Below are 24,389 nucleotides of genomic sequence, written 5' to 3' on the forward strand. Positions count from 1 at the left end.
TTTTATTTTACACCATGGTCCACCTGGTACATATGCGAAATCAGGCGGAAGATCTGACTGGTATATCCCCATTCATTATCATAAAAACTGATCAGTTTGAAAAAATGACCGTTTACCTGGATTCCTTCCCTTGCATCAAAAAAGGATGCGCTTTTTCAAACGCACCCTCTGTCACTTTTTATGCAATTACTCTGACTTTCAGAACACCCTCGATCATTTCCAGACCTTTTACCACGTCTTCTGCCACATCATTATCCACATCGATCATCGTATATGCATAGCTGCCACGGCTCTTATTCGTCATATCATCGATATTGACATTATCCTTTGCCAGAAGCGCAGTAAACTGACCGATCATGTTCGGAATATTCCTGTGCAGGATCGTAATTCTTGTCTTATCCCTTACACCCATATCGCATGCCGGGAAGTTGACAGAATTACGGATATTTCCATTTTCCAGGAAATCCTTCAGCTCTTCTACTGCCATCTTTGCACAATTGTCTTCTGATTCAGCAGTTGACGCTCCCAGATGCGGAATAACAATCGCATGCTTCACTCCTGCGATCTCCGGTGTCGGAAAGTCAGTTACATAGCGTCCGACTTTTCCACCAACAAGTGCATCCACAATGTCTTCACTGTTCACCAGTACATCTCTTGCAAAGTTCAGGATCACAACGCCCTCTTTCATCAGACTGATGGCATTCTTATTGATCATACCCTTTGTATCTTCCAGTGCCGGTACATGGATTGTGATATAATCACACTCCTTGTAGATCTCATCTACATTCTTAGTGTGATGGATACTTCTTGAAAGTCTCCATGCAGAATCTACAGAAACATATGGATCATAACCATACACTTCCATCCCAAGATGCGTAGCCGCATTGGCAACCAGGACACCGATTGCACCAAGACCGATCACACCAAGCTTCTTTCCCTGGATCTCACAGCCTGCAAATGCTTTTTTCGCTTTTTCTGCATCTTTGGCAATATTGCCATCCTCTTCGTTCTCCTGTACCCAGTTGATACCGCCAAGGATATCTCTGGATGCAAGCAGCATACCGGCGATCACCAGCTCTTTTACACCATTAGCATTTGCCCCTGGTGTATTAAATACAACGATTCCCTGTTCCGCACATTTGTCCAGTGGAATATTATTTACACCGGCTCCGGCACGGGCAATCGCTTTTAAATCTTTATCAAATTCCAGTTCATGCATTCCGGCACTTCTTACAAGTACCGCATCTGCTCCTGCCATCTCACCGGCAAGTACATAGTCATCACTGAATTTCTCCAGTCCAACAGGAGAAATCGGGTTTAAGCAAAAATATTTATACATATTACAGATTCTCCTCCTCAAACTTCTTCATAAATGCAACCAGGGCTTCCACACCTTCGTATGGCATTGCGTTATAAATACTTGCACGCATACCCCCAACAGTACGGTGTCCTTTCAGATTCTCAAGACCTGCTTCTTTTGCCTCTTTTACAAATTTGGCATCCAGCTCGTCACTGCCTGTCACAAATGGTACATTCATAAGAGAACGGTCTTTCTTTTCTACCGTACCTTTGAACAGTTTGCTCTGATCCAGGTAGTCATAGAGCAGTTTGGCTTTCTTTTCGTTGCGTTCTTTCATAACTTCCAGTCCGCCCATCTTTTTGAGCCATTTAAATACCTTACCGCAGATATAGATTCCGTATGCCGGCGGTGTATTGTAAAGAGAACCTGCGTCTGCATGTGTCTTGTATGTAAGCATGGTCGGTGTTCCAGGAAGTACATCCTCTGTAATCAGATCTTCACGGATGATCGCGATAACAACACCCGCTGGACCGATATTCTTCTGGACTCCGCCATAGATGAGACCATATTTTGTCACATCTACAGGCTCAGACAGGAAGCAGGATGATACATCCGCTACCAGTGTCTTGCCTTTCGTGTTCGGAAGTTCCTTGAATTTGGTTCCGTAAATTGTATTATTTTCGCAGATATATACATAATCTGCATCTTCATCAACCGGCAGATCCGAACAGTCAGGAATGTACGAAAAGGTTTTATCCTCGGACGATGCGATCTTATTCACCTTTCCATATTTGGATGCCTCGGCAGCTGCCTTTTTAGCCCACTGCCCGGTAACAATATAATCCGCTACTTTGTTCTTCATCAGATTCATTGGAATCATTGCAAACTGCTGGCTTGCGCCACCCTGAAGGAACAGTACTTTGTAATTATCCGGGATTCCCATCAAATCACGAAGATCCTGTTCAGCGGTTTCAATGATTTCAGCAAAAGCTTTCGAGCGATGACTCATCTCCATAACGGACATTCCACATCCTTTGTAATCCAGCATCTCATCTGCTGCTTCTCGTAAAACTTCTTCCGGCAGTACTGCCGGTCCTGCTGAAAAATTGTAAACTCGTTTCATATTACTCCTCCATTCCTGCTCTGCGTATCTGTCGCTGCATATGTTTTTTAGTTTGTCTGCTGTTTTTCCTGCAGATCCTTCTCGTCAAAAGCTTCACTGATCGGAGCACCCGGAGCAACCATCGGCCATACCTTGTCATCGCTGTCGATCTGGCAGTCAATCACCACCGGACCGCCTGCATTTAAAGCAAACTTAAATGCATCTGCGAATTCTTCTCTGGTCGTAGCTCTTACCGCTTTCGCCCCCATCGCTTCTGCGAGTTTCACAAAATCTACTGCATCATTCAGAACAGTTGCTGAATAGCGCTGTCCGTAAAACAGATTCTGCCACTGTCTTACCATACCAAGCACATGGTTGTTCACTACAACCTGGATAATTGGAATGTTATAACGCGCCGCTGTTGCAACTTCATTCATATTCATACGGAAGCATCCGTCTCCGGCGATATTGACTACCGTCTTCTCCGGTCTGCCCATCTTGGCTCCGATTGCGGCTCCAAGACCGTATCCCATGGTTCCAAGACCACCTGACGTAAGCAGTGTTCTCGGTTTTGTGAATTTATAATACTGCGCTGCCCACATCTGATGTTGTCCAACTTCTGTGACGATGATCGCATCACCTTCTGTCTGTTTGTAAATCTCTTCGATCACATACGGACCGGTCAGACTTTCCGGATGATAGGCAAGCGGGTATTTTGCTTTATATTCCTGGATCTTTTTGATCCATTCGGTGTGTTCCTGCTGTGGCAGTTTTTCATTAACTGCCGCAAGCACTTCTTTGATATCTCCAACCACACCTTCATCGATAATGACATTTTTGTTCATCTCTGCCACATCAATATCAAACTGGAGAATTTTTGCATTACTTGCAAATTTATTTGGATTACCTGTGACACGGTCGGAGAATCTTGCACCGACTACGATCAGAAGATCGCTTTCACTGACTCCAAAGTTCGATGTCTTTGTACCATGCATACCAAGCATTCCTGTATAAAGTTCATCAGTTCCCGGAAATGCACCTTTTCCCATCAGGGAATCACATACCGGACACTGTACCTTGTCTACGAATGCACGGAGTTCTTCACTTGCATCAGATAATATAGCTCCGCCTCCGACGAATACAAACGGACGCTTTGCTTCTTCGATCATCTCTACTGCCTTGTCAATATCTTCCATGCAGATTTCTTTTTTGTATTTTACGATTGGCTGGATTTTGACAGGCTCATACTCTGCTTTATTGCCTGTCACATCTTTCGGGATATCGATCAGCACCGGTCCCGGTCTTCCGGACTGTGCGATCTCAAATGCCTTGCGGATCGTCTTTGCAAGATCATTGACATTCTTCACAATAAAATTATACTTTGTGATCGGCATCGTAATACCGGTAATGTCAATTTCCTGGAAGCTGTCTTTTCCAAGAAGCGGTACCCCTACATTACAGGTGATCGCAACGATCGGAATAGAATCCATAAATGCGGTCGCGATTCCTGTTACGAGATTTGTTGCTCCAGGTCCACTGGTTGCAAAACACACCCCAACCTTACCAGTGGCACGTGCATATCCGTCTGCCGCATGAGAAGCTCCCTGCTCATGCGATGTAAGGATATGTCTGATTTCATTACTATGCTTATATAATTCATCATATACATTTAAAATTGCGCCGCCCGGATATCCGAATACGGTATCCACGCCCTGCTCTTTTAAACACTCTATCAGTATTTCTGCACCATTTAACTGCATTGTACATTCCCCTTGTCCAGATTTTATTTTATTTGTGTGGAACTTCCAGAACTGCTCCACGGTTTCCTGAAGTTACCATTGCTGCATATCTTGCAAGATATCCTGTTGTAACTTCCGGTTCTCTTGGCTGCCATTTTTCTTTTCTTCTTGCAAGTTCTTCATCTGAAATTCTTGCATTTAATTTCAGGTTCGGGATATCGATCTCGATGATATCGCCTTCCTCGATCAGTGCTACCGGACCGCCGACTGCCGCTTCCGGTGATACGTGTCCGATAGAAGCTCCACGGGATGCACCGCTGAAACGTCCGTCTGTAATAAGTGCTACCGATGAACCAAGTCCCATACCTGCGATTGCAGAAGTCGGATTCAGCATTTCCGGCATACCAGGACCACCCTTTGGTCCGACGTAACGGATAACTACAACATCTCCCGGATGGATATCTCCGCCTTTAATTGCCTTGATCGCATCATCTTCACATTCAAATACTCTTGCAGGTCCTTCATGTACCAGCATTTCCGGTACAACTGCAGAACGTTTTACAACACTGCCATCCGGTGCGATATTACCTTTGAGGACTGCAAGTCCACCCGTCTGGCTGTATGGATTGTCGATCGGACGGATTACTTCCGGATTTTTGTTTTCGCATCCTGCGATATTTTCTCCAACTGTCTTTCCGGTTACTGTCATGCAGTCTGTGTAAAGAAGACCTTTCTTATTCAGCTCGTTCATAACAGCATATACACCACCCGCTTCATTCAAGTCTTCCATATATGTCGGACCTGCCGGTGCAAGGTGACAGAGGTTCGGAGTCTTTTCGCTGATTCCATTTGCAAAATCAATCTCAAAATCCATACCGATCTCATGTGCAATCGCCGGAAGGTGAAGCATACTGTTGGTTGAGCATCCAAGTGCCATATCAACAGTAAGGGCATTTAAGATGGCTTCTTTTGTCATAATGTCTCTCGGACGGATATTTCTTCTGTACATTTCCATTACCTGCATACCTGCATGTTTTGCAAGACGGATTCTTTCTGAATATACAGCCGGAATTGTTCCATTTCCCTGAAGCCCCATACCAAGTACTTCTGTCAGACAGTTCATACTGTTGGCTGTATACATTCCGGAGCATGATCCGCAGGTAGGACATACTTTATTTTCAAATTCACATACATCACATTCGTCCATTGTTCCTGCTGCGTAGGATCCAACTGCCTCGAACATGCTGGAAAGACTTCTCTTCTGTCCTTTTACATGTCCCGCAAGCATTGGTCCGCCACTGACGAACACTGTAGGTACATTAATACGGGCTGCTGCCATCAAAAGCCCAGGTACATTTTTATCACAGTTCGGGATCATAACAAGGGCATCAAACTGATGCGCCATTGCCATTGCTTCTGTCGAATCTGCGATCAGATCTCTCGTTACCAGAGAATACTTCATACCGATGTGTCCCATTGCAATACCGTCACAGACTGCAATCGCCGGGAACATGATCGGTGTTCCACCTGCCATGGCAACTCCCATCTTTACTGCATTTGCAATTTTATCCAGGTTCATATGTCCCGGAACGATTTCGTTATAAGAACATACGATTCCGACAAGCGGTCTCTCCAGTTCTTCTTTTGTAAGACCAAGCGCATTGAACAATGATCTGTGCGGCGCCTGCTGCATACCTGTTTTTACATTATCACTTCTCATGATTTTATAATCCTCCTGTAACTTTTGGCTCTATTCTATTACAGTTCCGTCCTGCTTCTCTTTCCCCATAGCAGTACGGAACTGTATTTTTCCCAATCCTTGACTATCGAATTCTTTCGCAGATCAGATCTCCCATCCGGGCTGTTCCAACCTTTGTACATCCGTCTGACATAATATCCCCGGTTCTGTATCCATCTTTTAACACCTGGGAAACTGCTGCTTCAATCGCATCTGCTGCTTTATCCTGATCCAGGCTGAAACGAAGCATCATTGCTGCTGAAAGAATTGTTGCTATCGGGTTTGCAATTCCCTGTCCTGCTATATCCGGTGCCGAACCGCCACTTGGTTCATACAGTCCAAACCTGGTTTCATTCAGACTTGCACTTGCCAGCATTCCGATCGAACCGGTTACCATGCTTGCTTCATCAGAAAGGATGTCTCCGAACATATTCTCTGTAAGAATGACATCAAACTGCTTCGGATCTCTTACAAGCTGCATTGCACAGTTGTCAACCAGCATATGCTCCAGTGTAACTTCCGGATAATCTTTCGCAACTTCTTCTACTACTTTTCTCCAGAGTCTTGAAGAATCCAGTACATTCGCCTTATCGACGCTTGTCACTTTCTTTCTTCTCTTCATTGCAATGTCAAACGCGCGGATTGCAATCCTGCGGATCTCATCCTCATTATAGGTAAGTGAATCGAATGCAGTCATCACACCATCCACTTCTTCTGTCTTCCTCTCTCCAAAATAAAGACCGCCTGTCAGTTCACGCATGATCATCAGATCAAATCCGCCTTCTGTAATCTCTTCTTTCAGAGGGCATGCACCCTTCAGTTCATTATACAAAACTGCCGGACGCAGATTTGCGAACAGGTTCAGTTCTTTTCTGATCTTCAGAAGACCGGCCTCCGGTCTCTTTGACGGTTCCAGCTTATACCACGGGGAAGTCTTTGCATCTCCTCCAATGGATCCCATCAGTACGGCTTCACATGCTTTTGCTTTTGCTACCGTCTCATCTGTAAGCGGGACTCCATGTACATCAATGGATGCGCCCCCAAGAAGCAGCTGTTCATAAGAACAGTCAAATCCGTATACCTCTCCTGCTTTATCAAGAACTTTCATCGCTTCCGTTACAATCTCCGGACCGATTCCGTCACCTTTAATTACTCCGATTTTCAGGCTCATCTTTGTCATTCCCTTCTATGTATCTGTGATTTTTGTACCATTTTTCGTTCCAAAAATCTGTTAAACACTATAATACCGTATTTTTCGTCAGGTTTCAACCCTTTAATCTGTAAAAGTATAAAAATCCAGAGTGAACTCTGTTTTATTTTCCTGTTTTCTGTGGAATCACAAAGATAAAGATCAGCGAACTGACAAACAGCATTCCCGGATAAAAAAGCTTCGGAATGATCTGAAATGCAGAAATCTCACCGCCAAGCTCATGCACTGCCGAAATTGCCACCAACATCTGCGCACCATACGGGATCACCCCCTGTGAAATACAGGAAAAAGTATCCAGAAGGGAGGCCGTCTTTCTCGGGGTGATCTGATAATCGTCTGCCATTTCCTTTGCAATTGGATTAGCCATCACAATTGCTACGGTATTGTTCGCTGTTGCCACATCCAGGAGCGCTACCAAAATACCAACACCCAGCTGACCACTTTTCGATCCCTTAAAGACACGGTGGATCACATCCAGCAATACATCAAAGCCACCATTTTCCCGGATCAGCGCACACATTGCAGCAACCAGCACCGCCACCATACAGGTTTCAAACATCCCGGATACACCTGATCCCATGGCAGCAAGCATTTCATACGGTGTTACCTGCCCCATTGCAAGCATGATCACCGCACCGGACACAATTCCTGTCAAAAGTACCAGAAAGACATTGAACCCTGCGATCCCGCCGACCAGCACCAGCACATACGGAATGATCTGCGTCAGATTGTATTCGTGCGTAACTGCCGTTCCGATCTCTGCCCGGAAAGAGCTGATCAGGATCAGAACCAGCGATACGATCGCCGCCGGAAGTGCGATCCAGAAATTTTCCCGGAATTTATCTTTCATCTCACATCCCTGCCCGTTGCAGGCAGCAATTGTTGTATCTGATATGAAAGAAAGATTGTCCCCGAACATGGAGCCTCCCATCACCGATGCCACGCAAAGTGCCTGGGAAAAACCGGACGTCTGCGAAACTGCCGCCGCAATCGGAGTCAGAAGGGTGATCGTCCCAACCGAAGTTCCCATTGCTGTTGAAACAAAACATGCAACCACAAACAGAACGGCAACCGCAAACCGTGCCGGGATGATCGATAGCATAAAATACGCCACACTCTCTGCACTGCTTCTTCCAACCACTCCCACAAAAGTTCCCGCCGTCAGGAAAATCAGCAGCATTGTGATAATATTCTTATCTCCGATTCCCCGTCCCATGATCTCCAGCTTCTCATCAAAGCCAACCTTTCTGTTCTGCAGACACGCGACCAGGAGTGCCGCCAGAAACGCCACTACGATCGGTACATTATAAAACCCCATTGGAATTTTCATTATGTATTCAAATAAAATACCCAGTCCCAGATAAAATACCAGAAATACACCGACCGGCAAAAGTGATGCACTTTTTCTTCTTTTTTCCATATATTCACCTCTCATCTGCTTCTATTGCTTCCCGGATCTTCCCAAAAACTTTTCCATATCCGGAAAACAAACAGCAATATTTCTCCTTATCATAGCATATCCTTCTCTTTTCCCGCAATAAGGGAAATACAGGAAGTTCCCGCAGAAACCGTATAAAAATACACTTTTGCACAAAAAACAGAAGTCTGTCTCTGTTTTTTCAGGACAGACTTCTGTTTTTTACATATACATTTTACAGATGCCAGATATCTCTGTTGTATTCAGCAATGGTTCTGTCAGATGAGAAATATCCTGCTTTCGCGATATTCACAACCATCTTCTTTGCCCATGCCATACGGTCTTCATAATCTGCGTAAGCCTGTTCTTTCTTCTGGATATAATCTTTCACATCAAGAAGTGTCATGAACCAGTCTTTACGGATCAGTTCTGCATGCAGTTCAAGAAGCAGGTATTTATCTCCGATACGGAGAAGTTCCGGGCTGATGATAAAGTCTACCAGTCTGCGGATCTCTTCATCATTGATATAGTAATCAACTGCATTATAATCCATCTTGCGGTAATGCTCGATAACCTGTTCACTGGATTCTCCGAAGATGTAGATATTTTCATCCCCTACAAACTGATGGATTTCTACGTTGGCTCCATCTTCTGTTCCCATTGTCACAGCCCCGTTCAGCATGAATTTCATGTTACCTGTTCCACTTGCTTCTTTGGATGCAAGAGAAATCTGTTCAGAAATATCACAGGACGGGATCAGCTTTTCTGCCAGTGTCACGTTGTAGTTTTCTACCATAACCACTTTCAGATACGGTGCAACTTCCGGATCGTTATCAATCAGCTCCTGCAGGCAGAGGATCAGATGAATGATATCCTTTGCAATAATATAAGCCGGTGCAGCCTTGGCTCCAAAGATTACCGTGATCGGAGTCTCCGGTTTCTTTCCGCTCTTGATCTCCAGATATTTATAGATCACATATAATGCATTCATCTGCTGACGCTTGTATTCATGCAGACGTTTTACCTGAATATCAAAAATTGAATTTGGATTGATTTCCAGTCCCTGTGTTTCTTTTAAGTAAGCTGCCAGATCCTCTTTCTTTTTCTGTTTTACTACAAGAAGGCTCTTTAAAGTTTCCTCATCATTTACATAATCAAGCAGTTTTTCAAGCTTTGTTGCATCTTTTCGGTAATCCGGTCCGATCTTCTCATCCAGCCATGCAGTCAGTTCATGGTTGCAGTGCAGCAGCCATCTTCTGAACGTAATACCATTAGTCTTGTTGTTAAATTTCTGTGGGTAAATGTCGTAGAACGGTTTCAGCTCTTCATTTTTCAGAATCTCTGTATGAAGATACGCAACTCCGTTGACACTGTATCCATAATGGATGTCCATATGAGCCATGTGTACACGATTCTGGTCATCGATAATATGGACTCTCGGATCTTTATATCTTCCCTTAATTCTTGCATCCAGATCACGGATGATCGGAACGATCTGCGGTGCAACCTGCTCCAGATAATCAACCGGCCATTTTTCCAGTGCTTCTGCGAGGATGGTGTGATTGGTATATGCGCAGGTCTTCTGTACGATCTCAATCGCCTCATTGAAGTCGATCTGTTTCTGAACAAGAAGACGGATCAGCTCCGGAATAACCATAGAAGGATGTGTATCATTGATCTGGATCGCCACATGCTCATGAAGCTTTCTGAGATCATATCCCTTTTCTTCACACTCGCGGATGATATACTGTGCTGCATTGGAAACCATAAAATACTGCTGATAAATACGGAGCAGATTTCCTGCCTTGTCGCTGTCATCCGGATAGAGGAACAGCGTCAGGTTCTCACGGATATCGTTCTTATCAAAATTGATTCCGTTTCCAACGATTGCATCATTTACCGTCTCTACATCAAAAAGATGAAGTTTGTTGCTTCCTCCTTCGTATCCGGTTACATCAATATCATACAGATGGGAACGAAGACTGAAATCCTTGAACGGGACTTCAAATGAAATACCGGTATCATTGAGCCAGCTGTCTTTTTCAATCCACGGATTCTTCTGTTCATCCTGTTTGTGGTCGGTAAATACCTGTTTGAACAGACCCATATGATAGTTCAGCCCGATTCCGTCTCCCGGAAGTCCGAGTGTTGCAATGGAGTCCAGGAAGCAGGCTGCCAATCGTCCAAGTCCACCATTTCCAAGAGACGGTTCCGGTTCAACTTCTTCGATCTCTGCAAGATTTTTCCCGTGCTTTTTCAGCACCTCTGCTGTCTCATCATAAATTCCAAGGTTGATCAGGTTGTTGGATAAAAGCTTTCCGATCAAGAACTCTGCGGAAATATAATAAAGTTTTCTCTTTCCTTCGTTCTTCGATCCTTCTTTGATCCGTTCCTTTGTCAGCGTAAGCAGCGCATAATATACCTGTTCATTCGTTGCCTGTTCAAGTCCTGTCTGGAATTTCTCCTGTAAAATCTCTGTCAGTCTTGCTTCCATGTTCTTCTACCTCCTGTAGTTGATTCTCTTTCTTTCAGTGTTGCCGGAAGATATTTTCCTTCTTGGCTTTTCTTTGTTTCTATCATGTCAAACAGAATCCCGACAGACTGTCTCGCGATCTCTTCGACCGGCTGCGCCATCGTAGTGATCGCCGGCTGATAAAATCCGGTATAGTCAAGTCCGTCAAATCCTGCAACCGCCACATCTTCCGGAATCCTTTTTCCCTCTTCCAGAAGCGCCTTGCATGCACCAATCACCATCAGATCGGAAATTGCAAATACTGCGGTAAATTCTGTCTCTTTTTTCAACAGTTTTTTCATCATCCGATATCCGTTTTCCATCGAATAAGTGGTATCTTCTTCATCCAGATAACAGATTCTTTCCTCATCCGCTTCCAGACCATGTGCCTTTAGTGCTTCCCTGTAACCTTCCAGTCTGAGTTTTCCGATGTTCTCATCTTTCTTATCCGAGGCAAGGATTGCAATCTTTTTATGTCCGGTCTCGCACAGATAATCTACGATCTTACGGCTTTCCGCACGGTCGTCAATTGATACATAGGATGCGATACATTTCTCCGGCAGTTTATCAAATGCTGCCGTACTTACAACAAACGGAACCTTTATCTTTGCAATCCGCTCTTTGTTCTTCCTGAAATCCCCACCCAGGAAAATAATCCCTCTGAGCTTTTTTTCTTTGATCAGCTCCAGTGCGGTATCGACCTCATCCTGATCCTTTCCCATATGCTGGATAAAAAAGGAATATTTCTGTCTGCGGATCTTTTTTTCCATTACCCGCATCATCGTCGCGAAAAATGGATTATCAATCTCCTTTACCAGAATCGCAATGGATTTCGAATCGGTCCGTTTCAGATTCCTCGCACTGTTATTCGGCACAAAATTTGATTCTTCAACCGTCTTTAAAATCATCTTTTTGGTCTCAGGATTGATATCCGGATGATTGTTCAGCGCACGGGACACGGTGCTGACTCCGACCCCACACTTCTTCGCAATATCTTTAATCGTCATTCCCATTTTATTTCTTTTCTTCTCCTAAGTCCTCTGCATCTTCAGCCTTAAGGAGCATCTCTGTCTTCTCCGGGATCCTGCAATAAAGTTCTGTCATCCTGCGGATCTTTTTCACAAGTTTTTTTGAGATCTCATCCCTATGAAGTCTCCAGATCCAATTACCGCCAAGAGTTGACGGATGATTGATCCTCGCTTCATTACCGAGGCAGAGATAATCCTGAATCGGAATGATACAGGTATCCGCCACGCTCGACTGCGCAAGACGGATGATTTCCCATACTGCTTCATTGACACTGAGTTTCTTTCTTCCCATATAGCGAAGTGCGAACTTCTTATCTTCTTTTTTTAATTCTCTGTACCATCCTGCCAGTGTTTCATTGTCATGGGTTCCCGTGTATACTACACAGTTCTTATCATAATTATGTGGCAGATAGTTGCTAGGCTCTCTGGAATCAAATGCAAACTCCAGAACTTTCATTCCCGGATATCCGGACTCTTCCACCATCCGGATCACACTGTCTGTCAGGAATCCAAGATCCTCTGCAATAATTTTCACATCACCCAGAGTCTCTTTTACCGTCCGGAAAATATCCATTCCCGGTCCTTTTTCCCAATGTCCGAATTCCGCTGTCTGATCTCCGTATGGAATGGAATAATATTCATCAAATCCACGGAAATGATCAATTCGGATCACGTCATAAAGTTCAACACAATGACGGATTCTCTTCATCCACCATGCATATCCGGTCTTCTTATGATATTCCCACTTATAAAGCGGATTGCCCCAAAGCTGTCCGGTTGCACTAAATGCATCTGGCGGGCACCCTGCAACACCAGTCGGAAGTCCGTTCTCATCAAACTGGAACAGTTCCGGATGCGACCAACTGTCTGCGCTGTCGAACGCTACATAAATCGGGATATCACCAATGATCTCAATCCCTTTTTCATTCGCATATGCTTTCAGTGCACCCCACTGTGTTGCAAATTCATACTGCATAAACTTCTGGAACAGGATGCCTTCCCGATTCTCTTTGGCGAATTTTTCCAGCGCCAGCTCATCTCTCAGACGATATTCATCTTCCCATTCACTCCAGCTCTTCCCATCATTCGCGGCTTTGATCTCCGTATAAAGCGCATAATCATCCAGCCATTCTTTATTCTCCTTACAGAATTTCTGAAAATCTGCATCATCTGCGATCCGGCTTCTTTCATATGCTTTTCTTAAGATCTCATACCTGCAGTTATAAATCTTTTCATAATCCACATATCCCGCATTATCACCAAAGTCATATGCCTTACATTCATCTTTTGTAATCCAGCCCTTTTTTATCAGCTTTTCCAGGTCTATAAAATACGGATTTCCTGCAAAAGTTGAGAAAGACTGATACGGCGAATCTCCATACCCTGTCGGGCCTAACGGAAGGATCTGCCAGTAGCTCTGACCTGCCTTCTCAAGTGTATCTACAAACTTGTATGCTTCTTTCGAAAAAGCACCTATTCCATATTTTGATGGCAGACTTGCCACCGGCAGTAATATACCGCTTGTTCTCATAATATGCACCTCACATCTTTCTACAGCAACGGTTTCGGTATCGGTATCGGTAACGTTTCCAATAATTGTATTATAAAAGCATTGCACATAAAATGCAATGCTTTTTTCAACTTTTTCAAAAAATTTGATTTAGTTGTTCTCCGGCTTTTCAACCTGCATGATCGCAGATTTCTGCATCGGGATACGGCAGTTCTTGTTGCTTCCGAATTCAACGATTACGTCTTCATCTGTAATATCAATAACAACCCCGTAAAAACCGCTTGTTGTAAGAACAGTGTCTCCTACAGCCAGTTCAGATAACATCAGCTGTACTCTCTTCTGTTCCTTTTTCTGTGGTCTCATCAGTAACCACCAGAATCCTCCGATAATTACAACGTAAAATAAAATAAGTACGATTGGATTATTCATTTTTCTTTCCTCCTGCTAAAATAGACACTGTTACCATCATACACAATAATAGGACATTCATCAAGACCTTTTAGAATTTTTTTATCCTAATCTTCTTTTTCTTCCATTTTTGCCAGTGTCTCTTTCTTAAACCGGGCATATCTTCCCTCTTCGATCGCCTCTCTGATGTCTTCCATAAGATGATTATAATAATATAAATTGTGGAGAACGCAAAGCCGCATTCCAAGCATCTCTTTTGCTTTCAGCAGATGACGGATATAAGCTCTTGAATAACGGCGGCAGGCCGGGCACTGACAGCCTTCTTCGATCGGGCGTTCATCCAGTTCAAATTTTGCATTGAACAGATTCAGCTTACCATGCTTTGTATAAACATGTCCATGTCTTCCGTTACGGCTTGGATATACGCAGTCAAAGAAGTCCACACCTCTGTCTACCGCTTCCAGAATGTTTGCCGGCGTTCCGACTCCCATCAGATAGGTCGGTCTGGCAACCGGAAGACACGGAACTACTGCATCCAGGATCCGGTACATCTCTTCATGTGTCTCACCAACTGCGAGTCCGCCGACTGCGTATCCATCCAGATCCATCTCTGCGATCTGCTGTGCATGCTCAATACGGATATCTTCATAGACACCACCCTGATTGATCCCGAAAAGCATCTGATGTTTGTTGATCGTATCATCAAGAGAATTGAGTCTTGCCATCTCTTCTTTACATCTTGCGAGCCATCTCGTTGTACGCTCTACCGATGCCTGCATATATTTCCTTTCCGCTACGCTGGACGGACATTCATCAAATGCCATTGCGATCGTAGACGCCAGATTCGACTGAATCTGCATACTTTCTTCCGGTCCCATAAAAATCTTTCTTCCGTCAATATGGGAATTGAAGTATACACCCTCTTCCTTAATCTTTCTGAGTCCGGCAAGAGAAAACACCTGGAATCCGCCGGAATCAGTAAGGATCGGCTTATCCCAGGCCATAAATTTGTGCAGCCCGCCAAGCTTTTTCACTACCTGATCCCCCGGACGCACATGCAAATGATAAGTATTAGACAGTTCCACCTGTGTTCCGATTTCTTCAAGATCTGCTGTAGAAACAGCCCCTTTGATCGCTGCAATTGTTCCTACATTCATAAATACAGGAGTCTCGATCACTCCGTGTACGGTATGGAAGCGGCCGCGCTTGGCGCGACCGTCCCTTTTTATCAGTTCATACATAAAATTGACCTCTCTCTCAAATTTAGTAATGACATACAACCGGTGTTCCGGAATCTACATTGTTGAACACCGTCTCTGCAACATCATACTGTAAGTTGACACATCCGCGTGACCCATGTTCCAGATACCAGTCCCCGCCAAAGTTCGTCTGCCACGGTGCATCATGCAGTCCGATTCCACCGTTAAATGGCATCCAGTAAGTAACCGGTGATTCCCATTCGTAACTTCCATCTTCCATCTTTGGTCCACGAAGGGTTGTATCTTTTTCTTTGTATTTCAGAATATATACTCCCTGCGGTGTAGCATCTCCTCTGCTTGGCTTACCGGTAACGATCGGTCCCTGTGTCACAATTGCACCATTTACAAAAAGATACATATACTGGTTTGTCAGATCGACTTCAACATAAGTATTCCCCCAGTCTGCTCCGTCATGACTTGCTGCAGTCTGTGAATAATTCGCCTCTCTCGTTACAGTCTCTCCATTGCGGATATTCGCTTCAAGGGCTGCAATCTCGGCAGCTTCATCAATGATCCATCCATAGTCTCCACCTTCAACCGTTGCACTGTTGCCGCCTCCGGTTGTAAATGTTCTCTTTGTCTGGTAAGTGTCATACTTACTCTCCAGCTGCTGTACATATTTTACAACTGCATCACTGTTAAAGGTAACTGCCATGTTATCATCTACCGTTACCCACTGAGAAATCAGATCTTTATCTACAACTTCTGTATTCGAACCAAAAGTATAAGTGATACTTGCCTTCAGATACTTATTCATATCATCACATGCTTTCTTCACTTCTTCTGACTCGATTGTGTATTTTGGTTCTACATAGCAATCTTCAGCGGTCATATCAATCTCGCTTTTGAAACCTTCGATTGATTCTTTCACTACCTTTTTGAAATTCTCGGTATCAATCTTACTTCCGGTCTCCCCGGCTTTGACTACATACGAATTGCCGTCATACTCCGGATGTGCATTTACCGGTTCAACCTGCTGATCTGCCTGCATACACTCGAGACCGTTAATCAGGGTATCCAGCTGGTTTTCATCATATGTAACACCGACTGATGCCGTAATGGTCTGTGTCTTTCCAAGGCAGACCGGCCACAGAAATGCATTCTGCTCTTTTACGAGCTTCTGCAGTTCATCTCCTGCTTTGTACGCAAGAGAAATATCTGTTCCGACAATCTTCTCTTCTGTTCCGTCTGATTCCTTCATCGTGAGAACATATCCATCTACCTGACTCTTCATGTATGACTCTACTGCCGAAACTGATTTTCCGGAGAAGTTCACACCGTTGATCTTCGTATTAAAATAAAAATGATTCATGAAATATACGGAAAATCCAAGGTAAACAACCACTGCCACTCCAACCACAGCGCCAACTACAATTTTAACCACTTTACCGGACTTTTTTGAGCCTTGCTTTTTCTCCCGTTTAGTTCTTCTATGCGGCTTTTCCTCTTCTTCATCAAAGAAAGAATCATCAAAAATTTCTTCCTCATCCGGATTGAATGCTTCTGCATCTCCACTGCTTAAAATATCTGCACTTTTAATAACCGGTGGTACTGCTGTCTCTTCTTCATCCCGCCATTCTTCTGCTCCATCCAGATCCAGAAGCCCGGTCTCTTCACGAACTACTTTCTTTTTCCGACGCGGAGCCTTTTTCTTAACCGGTCGATCTTTGTCTGAGGCTGCTTTATGATCCACACCATCGCCAGATACGTGATGGCCTGAAGGACGTTTTGTTTTAGTGACTTTCTTTTTCCGCGGTCTTTCTTCGCTTTTCTGTTCTTTTTCATTGATGTCCTTCACCTCACTTACAGTCTGCTCTCTGACCTCTTCCATGACTTCATCTACTGTGCTGTCAAGATTTCTTTCGTTTTTTTCATTCATACTCTTTTCACTCATTTATACTATTGACTTCCTTTTTTCACTCAATATGTAGTCATTATAATACGAAGGGGCGTGTAAATACAATACATAACTTTAACTTTCATATTTTTATCACTTGTTGGGATGGGAATCTTCTATTATAATAATGAGGTGATTTTGGGGAAATGAATGATTTGCGTTGTGATGACAAATAGAATAAACGAAATGTTTCAAATCCCATCGCGCAAGTGTTCTTCTGCTTTATTGTTCGTTTTTTCGTTTTGACTGATTCACAAATTAATTCTTTATAAATAAAAGCTTACAGAAAGGATGGTATATAGTATGGCAGGATCTATTTATGGAAGATTGTTTCAAATTTCTACATGGGGGGAATCGCACGGAAAGGGGATCGGTGTTGTGATCGACGGGTGTCCGGCAGGGCTTTCTCTTTCAGAGGAGGATATCCAGGTTTATCTGGATAGAAGAAAACCCGGACAAAGCCAGTTTACAACCGGACGTAAGGAAAGTGATATGGCACAGATCTGGTCCGGCGTATTTGAAGGCCGGACGACCGGAACTCCGATTTCACTTCTCGTACAGAACCAGGATCAGCGTTCCCGTGATTACGGAAATATTATGAACACATACAGGCCGGGACACGCAGATTATACATTTGATGAAAAGTATGGTTTCCGTGATTACAGAGGAGGGGGACGCTCTTCCGGAAGAGAAACTACTGCCAGAGTTGCAGCAGGTGCAGTTGCTGCTAAGATTTTGAAAGAACTTGGCATTGAAGTACATGCTTATACGAAAGCAATCGGTCCGGTATCTGTTCCGGAAAATGAATACCATCCGGAAGAGATTTTCCAGAACCCGATTTATATGCCAAGCAACGCATATGCCCAAAAAGCATCTGCCTATCTGGAAGAATGTATTAAAAATCAGGATTCCTCAGGAGGCATCATTGAATGTGTTGTTACCGGTATGCCGGTAGGAATCGGTGATACCGTATTTGAAAAACTGGACGCCAATCTTGCCAAAGCAATGCTGTCCATCGGAGCAGTCAAAGGCTTTGAGATCGGTGACGGCTTTAAAGCTGCAGATACAAAAGGAAGTATCAACAATGATTCCTTCCATACAAAAGATGGAAGGATCACCAAAGACACCAACCATGCAGGCGGTGTCCTCGGCGGTATGAGTGACGGAAGCAAGATCATCTTCCGCGCGGCAGTAAAGCCGACTCCGTCCATTTCACAGCCACAGTCCACCGTCACCAAAGATGGAGAAAACACCGAAATGATCATTAAAGGACGTCACGACCCGGTCATCGTCCCACGCGCCGTCGTAGTCGTAGAATCCATGGCCGCAATCACGATCCTCGATCTGCTCTTCACCAACATGAGTGCCCGAATGGACAAACTCAAAAGCTTCTACGGCACTGATGTGGTAGCCTTATTTTGATATCTGATTTCCAAGATAAAACTTCATGTATATTTTGTATGTTTTATCTGCTATTGTACCGTCAGACTTCTATTCCATAGAGTTCCTCCTCATTTTTTATAATAACTGTCTGGGCTTTGAAATAATTTCTGACACACAAAAAGCCACCTCAGTCAGGTGGCTTTTTATAACCGATTCTGTTCTCCAATAACATCTTGAAAATATACTCTGACGTTCCTATCAGAATTACGATTTCTGTATCACAATGCATCTCTCCCTGCTTTTGCATATTTTCCAAAATGACACTCCATTCAGTATAACATGAAATCAGCAATTTTCTTGTTGCCTTATTACTTCCGCTAACATCGACAGCAGTTTATCAAGCTCAATGGGTTTTGCGATATGACCATTCATACCAACTGCAAGAGCATCTCGCTTATCTTCTTCAAATGCATTTGCTGTCATTGCAATGATAGGTATGCATGCTTTATCCTTATCCGACAAGCGTCTGATTGCCTGTGTTGCTTTATAACCGTTCATTTTCGGCATCTGAATATCCATCAGGATCATATCATATGTACCTGCCGGCATCTTTTCTATCATATTTACACATTGAATGCCATCCTCCACACGTTCTGTTTTAATGCCGGCACGCTCAAGGATTGCTTCTGTAATCTCTGCATTCAGATCATTATCCTCTGCCAGAAGGATATTCCTGCCTTCAAGGATTTCGCTGCCTGTTCCAGACTCTTCAATATGTTTTTTTACATAATAGCTTTCATCGGCTATCTTATGTTTAAGTGTAACTGTAATGGTGCTGCCCTTTCCGAGTTCACTCTCTACATCTATTGTTCCACCAAGCAGATCAACATATTTCCGGACTATCGACATTCCCAGTCCGGTTCCTGCGATTTTGCTCTTTGTAGTGTTCTGTTCACGTGTGAATGCGTCGAAAATCTTCGTCATATAATCCTGACTCATGCCAATTCCTGTATCACTCACTCTGTTCCTCACGATCATGTACCCTGGCTCGTCGCATGGCAATTCATCTACGCTTATCATAACAGAACCACCAGACGGAGTATATTTTATAGCATTGCTCAGGATGTTGACAAATATTTCTTTCACCTTGGTAACATCTGTCAGTACATGCTCATGTTCTACATTCATCGTGTAATGAAGCGCAATATTCTTTTTCCTTGCTTTCTCATCAAATACTGCAAACAAAGACTTCCTGACATCTTCAATCCGGCAGTAATTCTCATCAAGCTCCATCCTTCCACTCTCGATCCGGGCCATATCCAGTACATTATTTATGATTGACAGGAGAAGATTCCCCGACTGCTGCATTTTTTCCAAATGTTCTAAGGTTTCAGGCATGTCTTTTCCTTTCAGTTCATTCTCCATAAGCTGTGCATAGCCCAGAATTACATTCATAGGCGTCCGGATGTCATGCGACATATTGTTAAGAAAACGAGTCTTTGCGAGACTTGCATCCTCTGCTTTTTTCAAAGCAATCTCCAATTTATCATTGAGTTTTTGTGTATTATTTGCTGCAAGCTTTGCAACAGTTTCTGCTTTTCTTGCCTTTCGTAAAAGTACGAGGATAATACTAATTATACTGAATGCAAAAAATATTGCCGTAATAAAAAAAGCAATCAGATTATCTTTTACAAAGTCAGAAAATGTTACCTTATCTGCCGTACTGTCATAGATAGCAAGTGCACTTGTAAGCATATCAGACGGCATGGCCTTTAAGGTTTTATTCAGTATTGATAAAAGGCTACCCGCTCCACCTCTTACCGCAAAGCATGCCTCCATTGTTTTTGTAAGTGGAACACTCTTGAAATTTCTACTGTTATCATATATCATCGCCTGGCTTGCTCCCATGAGGAAACAGTCTGCCTTTTCATTCAAAACCATATCTGCTGCATCATCAAGCGAATCACAATCTACCAGCTCCCATTGTGGATAACAGAAAGCAATATGCTGTTTTAAGGCTTCTTTTTCCTTTTGCACAGCTACTTTATACACATTATGCTCATCAAAATTTTCTTCATCAGTTACCGCCATCAGGCTGTAAGTCCAGGCTGTGTTTGTAAGTGCATATCCTTTTTCTTCTGCAAAACAGGGATTTCTGCCGGTATAAAAAATCATGTCAATCTCACGCTCTTGTAAAGCCTGTATCATTTCGTCATAATCATTGTATTCCTGTATATTAAATTCCAGTTTCTGATTCCCCAGACAGTCTTTGGCATAGGATACATATTCTGCCAGCATTCCGGTAAGTTTTCCAGTTTCTTCGTCCATGGAAAATACCGCCGGATCATTGCTCTGAAATCCGATCCGGATGTTACCATGTTCTTCCACCCAGGACTTTTCTTCACCTGTAAGAATCTGACTATATTCAAGCGTAAAATACTTCTTATACAAATCTGCCTTAAAAAATGGACTATCTTGATCTAGCTTGCGCATTGCCCAGTCCAGCTCCGTCTTGATATCGCTGCGCTCTTTATTTATTGCAAAATATATGCCTGATTTGCCAATCGTGGTGACAGATGATATTCCCTGTTCAGACCAGGTGGATTCCTCTAAAGATACAAAAGCATCAATCTCATGATTCGCTAATTTCTTTTCGACATCATCGTTATTATTCACATTTACATGCTCTGTATGTATGCCATTCTTATTTTCCCATTCTGTCAGCATAATTTCCGGTTCTGTATCCATGAGCACACCTACTCGTTTCCCGTCCATAGATTTGAAATCAGACATTCCCAGATCCATGTTTGACAAATCAGCATAAAGAATATATTTTTCTTCACCCATCGCTTCATCTGAAAAAAGCATCCTTTGTTCACGTTCATCGGTGTAAGAGATATCGCCCATGATATCAATCTCACCATTTTCAAGCTTATCAAAGCAGTTGGACCAGTCACATTTCACGTACTCAAATTTCCATCCGGTATAGCCTGACAGAGCCTGCAGGAGTTCATACCCATATCCTCGTCTGACACCGTTTTTATCGATATAATCAAAGGTATCTTCAAAGGATCCGATACGGACGATCTGTGACTGTTTTTCATCATTATTCTTTTCAGCGGCCCGGCAGTGTACTGATAATATCATCCACATTCCTAAAATCACAAATATACCTGCAAATAGTACGTCTGATTTTTTTCTACTTTTGTACATTGTTCTTTTCTCCTTAAATCACCAGATTATTACACGTCACAAACCCAAAAATTTCAGCATGGTTGGGACAAGAATATTCATAGCAACAGGCTTTGCAACATGAGCATTCATTCCAACAGAAAGAACCTTTTGTGCATCTTCTGCGAAAGCATTGGCAGTCATCGCAATAATAGGGATCCTGGCTTTTTTCGTATCCTTCATCTTTCGGATAGCTAATGTAGCATCATATCCATTCATAACCGGCATCTGGATATCCATAAGGATCATCTTGTAATAATCAGCATCAGCCTTTTCAATCATGTCAATACATGCAACACCATCATTGGCAGTCTCAACAATACATCCTTCTTCCTTCAATAATTCCGTTGCGATTTCAGTGTTGATCTCATTATCTTCGACCAGTAAGATCCGAACACCGTTCAAACAATTCTTATTGCTCAAATTACTGTTTTTCTTCACCAGAGAATCGTCTTCTGACGCTTTTCTGCAAGGAATAGTTACTGTAAATGTGGAACCTTTACCCTGCTTACTTTTCACTTCTATTGTGCCATCCATGAGCTCTACAAGCTTTTTTGTAATGCCCATTCCGATGCCGCTGCCCTCAATATGACTGGATGTAGTGTTACGTTCTCTTTCAAAAGTTTCAAAAACACGCTTTTGGAATTCTTCAGACATACCAATTCCATTATCGGTAATACTAATGATCATATTGCACCAGTCTTCTTTTTCACAGGATTTCTGTACAACATTACAGGATATCCAACCTCCTGTATTTGTATACTTTATTGCATTGCTTATTATATTAAGACAGACTTCTGACAGGTGCGGTTCATCCATATACACATACGGATACATGATTTGTTCTGTCAAAGAGATCGTCTGATTTTTACTTTCTGCCTGTTGTTGGAACATAATGACACAATTTTCAAAGCACTCATGGACATTTGAAACAGTGTATTCCATCTCAACCTTATTATTCTCAATTCTTGCAAGATCTAAAACATTACCAAGCATCGACAAAAGTTCTTTTCCGCATATTTGGATTTCTTCAAGATATCTGCCAAGCTTATCTGTTTCCTGCAAATGTCTGGATGCCAGTTCTGCATAACCAATGATTGCATTCATAGGAGTTCTGATATCATGAGACATATTTAACAGAAATGATGATTTTGCTTTGTTTGCACATTCCGCTTTTAATTTAGCTTCCCGCAATTCTTCCTCTTGTTTTAATTCCCTCAATTTTTCATCTGTCACATCTCTATTTGCAAACAACACGGATGTCACATTTCCATTTTTATCATAACTCTGAGGAACAACCATGGAAAGAAACCATGATCCATCCTTCTTTTTGAATTCGGAAGACATAGATTCTTTATTATGAAGACGTGCCGCCATGGTTTGTATGTCAAAAAATTCCATATACTTCTGCACAAATGGTTCTGCTATAATATCTTCGATAATCTTGAACTGAGGATCCCAATCTGAAGTATTCTCTTTAATACCCATATCCATTTCTCGAGATCTTTTAACAAGTTCTATCTTCTTTGTTTTTAAGTTCAGCCTTGAGATATGATAATAAGCAGTACCTAATGCATGAAGGGCCTGCCGGGTTTTTTTGACCTGCTCCCCCAATGCGAGAGGGAACTCTTCACCGTCCATCTGTTCCAGATCCGGTGTTGAATGATGCAGATGCTGAACCATCCATTTTCCATTCGTCCACTTATAGATAATCGTAAATCTTGTCTCCATTTTAAAACAGATTGAACCATCTTTAAACAGACCAGTAAAATCTACTGTTCCATGTGCAAGAACATGGTCATCATCAAGTCTTTCTTCTTCCTGATGTAAATTTCTTACTTCGAGTCTGATTTTTCCTCTTCGTTTTACATCAAATTTGAATGATTCTAAAAACTCATGCAGATTCGTGAATAACTCATGTTTCCCAGTTCCAATCAGACTGATATTTTCATCAAAATAATTTTCTATACCAAGATTATTTACTGATCCGGCATTAATATATATTTTCAAAAGTTGTTCTGTGAGTTTTTTAAAATCATCCATACGCTACCCTCTCTTTAAAAAACTTAATTGTCAAAATATCCAATGATCCCGATGTATCCATCCTTCTTTAAAGGCGACCATAATTATAGTTAACTGACCTGAAATTGCATTGTAATCAATGGAATTCATGCCACTGTTCAGTTCATTGGTTTCTGCATTTTCTTTTTCCGCGTTTTTGCTGCCACAGCCTGACAGAAGCGATATGCTCATCTGTTTCTGCCTGTGACGCCACAGAAACAGATCCTTCTTCTGCAATTTTCAGATCCATAAAAAGCGATACTTGGCACAAACAGATGAATTTGATTCACATTCCTCTGTCATCCTTATAAAATTACTATAGTTACATCTATGAAATAAAAAAACACTGTCCTACAGACAGTGCATCTCATTTCATGCAACTGGCTGCCATTTTACAGGCCCTGTAGCTTTGCGTCCCAGATTTTCATCTGGTTTGCCGATCATCCTATTATAGTTTTTAAACTTATGCAAAAATATTGATGTTATTATACTCCCACAATCTATCGTGCATAAGAAAAACCTCACCGCTTTAACGCTGAAAAATAAAAAAGAACAGCCGATACATATACTCGAACTGTTCTCCTACTTCCAAAG

The 24,389-nt window shown here is 42.7% G+C and carries 16 protein-coding genes and 1 riboswitch; of the genes, 1 reads left to right on the forward strand and 15 read right to left on the reverse strand.

Going from position 1 to position 24,389, the window contains the following annotated elements; genetic code table 11:
* Window positions 1-178 precede the first annotated feature (178 nt).
* The 12 genes from PGY05_RS12540 to PGY05_RS12595 all read right to left on the reverse strand — a co-directional run bounded on the left by PGY05_RS12540 (window position 179) and on the right by PGY05_RS12595 (window position 17,117).
* The gene (locus PGY05_RS12540; protein WP_270476046.1) at window positions 179-1,339 is read right to left on the reverse strand and encodes a phosphoglycerate dehydrogenase; all 1,161 of its coding nucleotides are present in this window, start codon (window positions 1,337-1,339) and stop codon (window positions 179-181) included.
* Window position 1,340: 1 nt separating this feature from the next.
* Window positions 1,341-2,423, reverse strand: coding sequence for a 3-phosphoserine/phosphohydroxythreonine transaminase (gene serC, locus PGY05_RS12545; protein WP_022220362.1), 1,083 nt, complete (start codon window positions 2,421-2,423; stop codon window positions 1,341-1,343).
* Window positions 2,424-2,470: 47 nt separating this feature from the next.
* Entirely contained in the window at window positions 2,471-4,162 is a 1,692-nt protein-coding gene (gene ilvB, locus PGY05_RS12550) for a biosynthetic-type acetolactate synthase large subunit (protein ID WP_022220361.1), read from the reverse strand.
* A gap of 28 nt (window positions 4,163-4,190) precedes the next feature.
* A complete protein-coding gene (gene ilvD / locus PGY05_RS12555; RefSeq protein ID WP_008374941.1) occupies window positions 4,191-5,861 on the reverse strand; it encodes a dihydroxy-acid dehydratase in 1,671 nt (556 codons plus the stop codon).
* Window positions 5,862-5,964: 103 nt separating this feature from the next.
* Window positions 5,965-7,050 carry a 3-isopropylmalate dehydrogenase gene (leuB, locus tag PGY05_RS12560; RefSeq protein ID WP_270205237.1) on the reverse strand — a complete coding sequence of 362 codons (1,086 nt, stop codon included), beginning with the start codon at window positions 7,048-7,050 and terminating at the stop codon, window positions 5,965-5,967.
* Between the two features lie 142 nt (window positions 7,051-7,192).
* Window positions 7,193-8,509, reverse strand: a complete 1,317-nt coding sequence (locus PGY05_RS12565; RefSeq protein WP_227120758.1) for a Na+/H+ antiporter NhaC family protein — start codon at window positions 8,507-8,509, stop codon at window positions 7,193-7,195.
* A gap of 232 nt (window positions 8,510-8,741) precedes the next feature.
* A complete protein-coding gene (locus tag PGY05_RS12570; RefSeq protein WP_270476049.1) occupies window positions 8,742-11,000 on the reverse strand; it encodes a glycogen/starch/alpha-glucan phosphorylase in 2,259 nt (752 codons plus the stop codon).
* Window positions 10,985-12,031, reverse strand: a complete 1,047-nt coding sequence (locus PGY05_RS12575; protein ID WP_022220358.1) for a LacI family DNA-binding transcriptional regulator — start codon at window positions 12,029-12,031, stop codon at window positions 10,985-10,987. The genes PGY05_RS12570 and PGY05_RS12575 overlap by 16 nt, the downstream gene beginning before the upstream one ends.
* 1 nt (window position 12,032) lies before the next feature.
* A complete protein-coding gene (gene malQ, locus PGY05_RS12580; protein WP_055155654.1) occupies window positions 12,033-13,577 on the reverse strand; it encodes a 4-alpha-glucanotransferase in 1,545 nt (514 codons plus the stop codon).
* Between the two features lie 129 nt (window positions 13,578-13,706).
* Complete coding sequence (gene yajC, locus PGY05_RS12585; RefSeq protein WP_008374927.1) at window positions 13,707-13,985, reverse strand: preprotein translocase subunit YajC; 279 nt, start codon at window positions 13,983-13,985, stop codon at window positions 13,707-13,709.
* A gap of 86 nt (window positions 13,986-14,071) precedes the next feature.
* Window positions 14,072-15,205 carry a tRNA guanosine(34) transglycosylase Tgt gene (gene tgt, locus PGY05_RS12590; RefSeq protein ID WP_022220357.1) on the reverse strand — a complete coding sequence of 378 codons (1,134 nt, stop codon included), beginning with the start codon at window positions 15,203-15,205 and terminating at the stop codon, window positions 14,072-14,074.
* 22 nt (window positions 15,206-15,227) lie between these two features.
* Window positions 15,228-17,117 carry a L,D-transpeptidase family protein gene (locus tag PGY05_RS12595; protein WP_270476050.1) on the reverse strand — a complete coding sequence of 630 codons (1,890 nt, stop codon included), beginning with the start codon at window positions 17,115-17,117 and terminating at the stop codon, window positions 15,228-15,230.
* Window positions 17,118-17,423: 306 nt separating this feature from the next.
* Here PGY05_RS12595 and aroC point away from each other — a divergent pair, with 306 nt between their 5' ends.
* Entirely contained in the window at window positions 17,424-18,542 is a 1,119-nt protein-coding gene (gene aroC / locus PGY05_RS12600) for a chorismate synthase (protein ID WP_270476051.1), read from the forward strand.
* A gap of 306 nt (window positions 18,543-18,848) precedes the next feature.
* Here the strand turns inward: aroC and PGY05_RS12605 are convergent, their stop codons facing one another.
* Genes PGY05_RS12605 through PGY05_RS12615 form a run of 3 tightly spaced genes read right to left on the reverse strand, consistent with a single transcriptional unit; the run spans window position 18,849 to window position 23,987 of the window.
* Complete coding sequence (locus tag PGY05_RS12605; protein ID WP_270476053.1) at window positions 18,849-21,716, reverse strand: transporter substrate-binding domain-containing protein; 2,868 nt, start codon at window positions 21,714-21,716, stop codon at window positions 18,849-18,851.
* Between the two features lie 36 nt (window positions 21,717-21,752).
* Window positions 21,753-23,777, reverse strand: a complete 2,025-nt coding sequence (locus PGY05_RS12610) for an ATP-binding protein (RefSeq protein ID WP_270476055.1) — start codon at window positions 23,775-23,777, stop codon at window positions 21,753-21,755.
* Between the two features lie 30 nt (window positions 23,778-23,807).
* Window positions 23,808-23,987, reverse strand: a complete 180-nt coding sequence (locus tag PGY05_RS12615) for a hypothetical protein (protein WP_270476056.1) — start codon at window positions 23,985-23,987, stop codon at window positions 23,808-23,810.
* A 180-nt stretch (window positions 23,988-24,167) separates the two neighbouring features.
* Window positions 24,168-24,243: riboswitch (cyclic di-GMP riboswitch) on the reverse strand.
* Between the last annotated feature and the right edge of the window lie 146 nt (window positions 24,244-24,389).

The sequence above is a fragment of the Coprococcus sp. AF51-11b1 genome (genome assembly GCF_027682785.1).
GTDB lineage: Bacteria > Bacillota > Clostridia > Lachnospirales > Lachnospiraceae > Allocoprococcus > Allocoprococcus comes.

Coding starts and splice junctions, on each gene's coding strand:
- PGY05_RS12540 (WP_270476046.1), bottom strand. CDS start 1,339: ATGTATAAATATTTTTGCTTAAACCCGATTTCTCCTGTTGGACTGGAG.
- serC (WP_022220362.1), bottom strand. CDS start 2,423: ATGAAACGAGTTTACAATTTTTCAGCAGGACCGGCAGTACTGCCGGAA.
- ilvB (WP_022220361.1), bottom strand. CDS start 4,162: ATGCAGTTAAATGGTGCAGAAATACTGATAGAGTGTTTAAAAGAGCAG.
- ilvD (WP_008374941.1), bottom strand. CDS start 5,861: ATGAGAAGTGATAATGTAAAAACAGGTATGCAGCAGGCGCCGCACAGA.
- leuB (WP_270205237.1), bottom strand. CDS start 7,050: ATGAGCCTGAAAATCGGAGTAATTAAAGGTGACGGAATCGGTCCGGAG.
- PGY05_RS12565 (WP_227120758.1), bottom strand. CDS start 8,509: ATGGAAAAAAGAAGAAAAAGTGCATCACTTTTGCCGGTCGGTGTATTT.
- PGY05_RS12570 (WP_270476049.1), bottom strand. CDS start 11,000: ATGGAAGCAAGACTGACAGAGATTTTACAGGAGAAATTCCAGACAGGA.
- PGY05_RS12575 (WP_022220358.1), bottom strand. CDS start 12,031: ATGGGAATGACGATTAAAGATATTGCGAAGAAGTGTGGGGTCGGAGTC.
- malQ (WP_055155654.1), bottom strand. CDS start 13,577: ATGAGAACAAGCGGTATATTACTGCCGGTGGCAAGTCTGCCATCAAAA.
- yajC (WP_008374927.1), bottom strand. CDS start 13,985: ATGAATAATCCAATCGTACTTATTTTATTTTACGTTGTAATTATCGGA.
- tgt (WP_022220357.1), bottom strand. CDS start 15,205: ATGTATGAACTGATAAAAAGGGACGGTCGCGCCAAGCGCGGCCGCTTC.
- PGY05_RS12595 (WP_270476050.1), bottom strand. CDS start 17,117: ATGAGTGAAAAGAGTATGAATGAAAAAAACGAAAGAAATCTTGACAGC.
- aroC (WP_270476051.1), top strand. CDS start 17,424: ATGGCAGGATCTATTTATGGAAGATTGTTTCAAATTTCTACATGGGGG.
- PGY05_RS12605 (WP_270476053.1), bottom strand. CDS start 21,716: ATGTACAAAAGTAGAAAAAAATCAGACGTACTATTTGCAGGTATATTT.
- PGY05_RS12610 (WP_270476055.1), bottom strand. CDS start 23,777: ATGGATGATTTTAAAAAACTCACAGAACAACTTTTGAAAATATATATT.
- PGY05_RS12615 (WP_270476056.1), bottom strand. CDS start 23,987: ATGAGCATATCGCTTCTGTCAGGCTGTGGCAGCAAAAACGCGGAAAAA.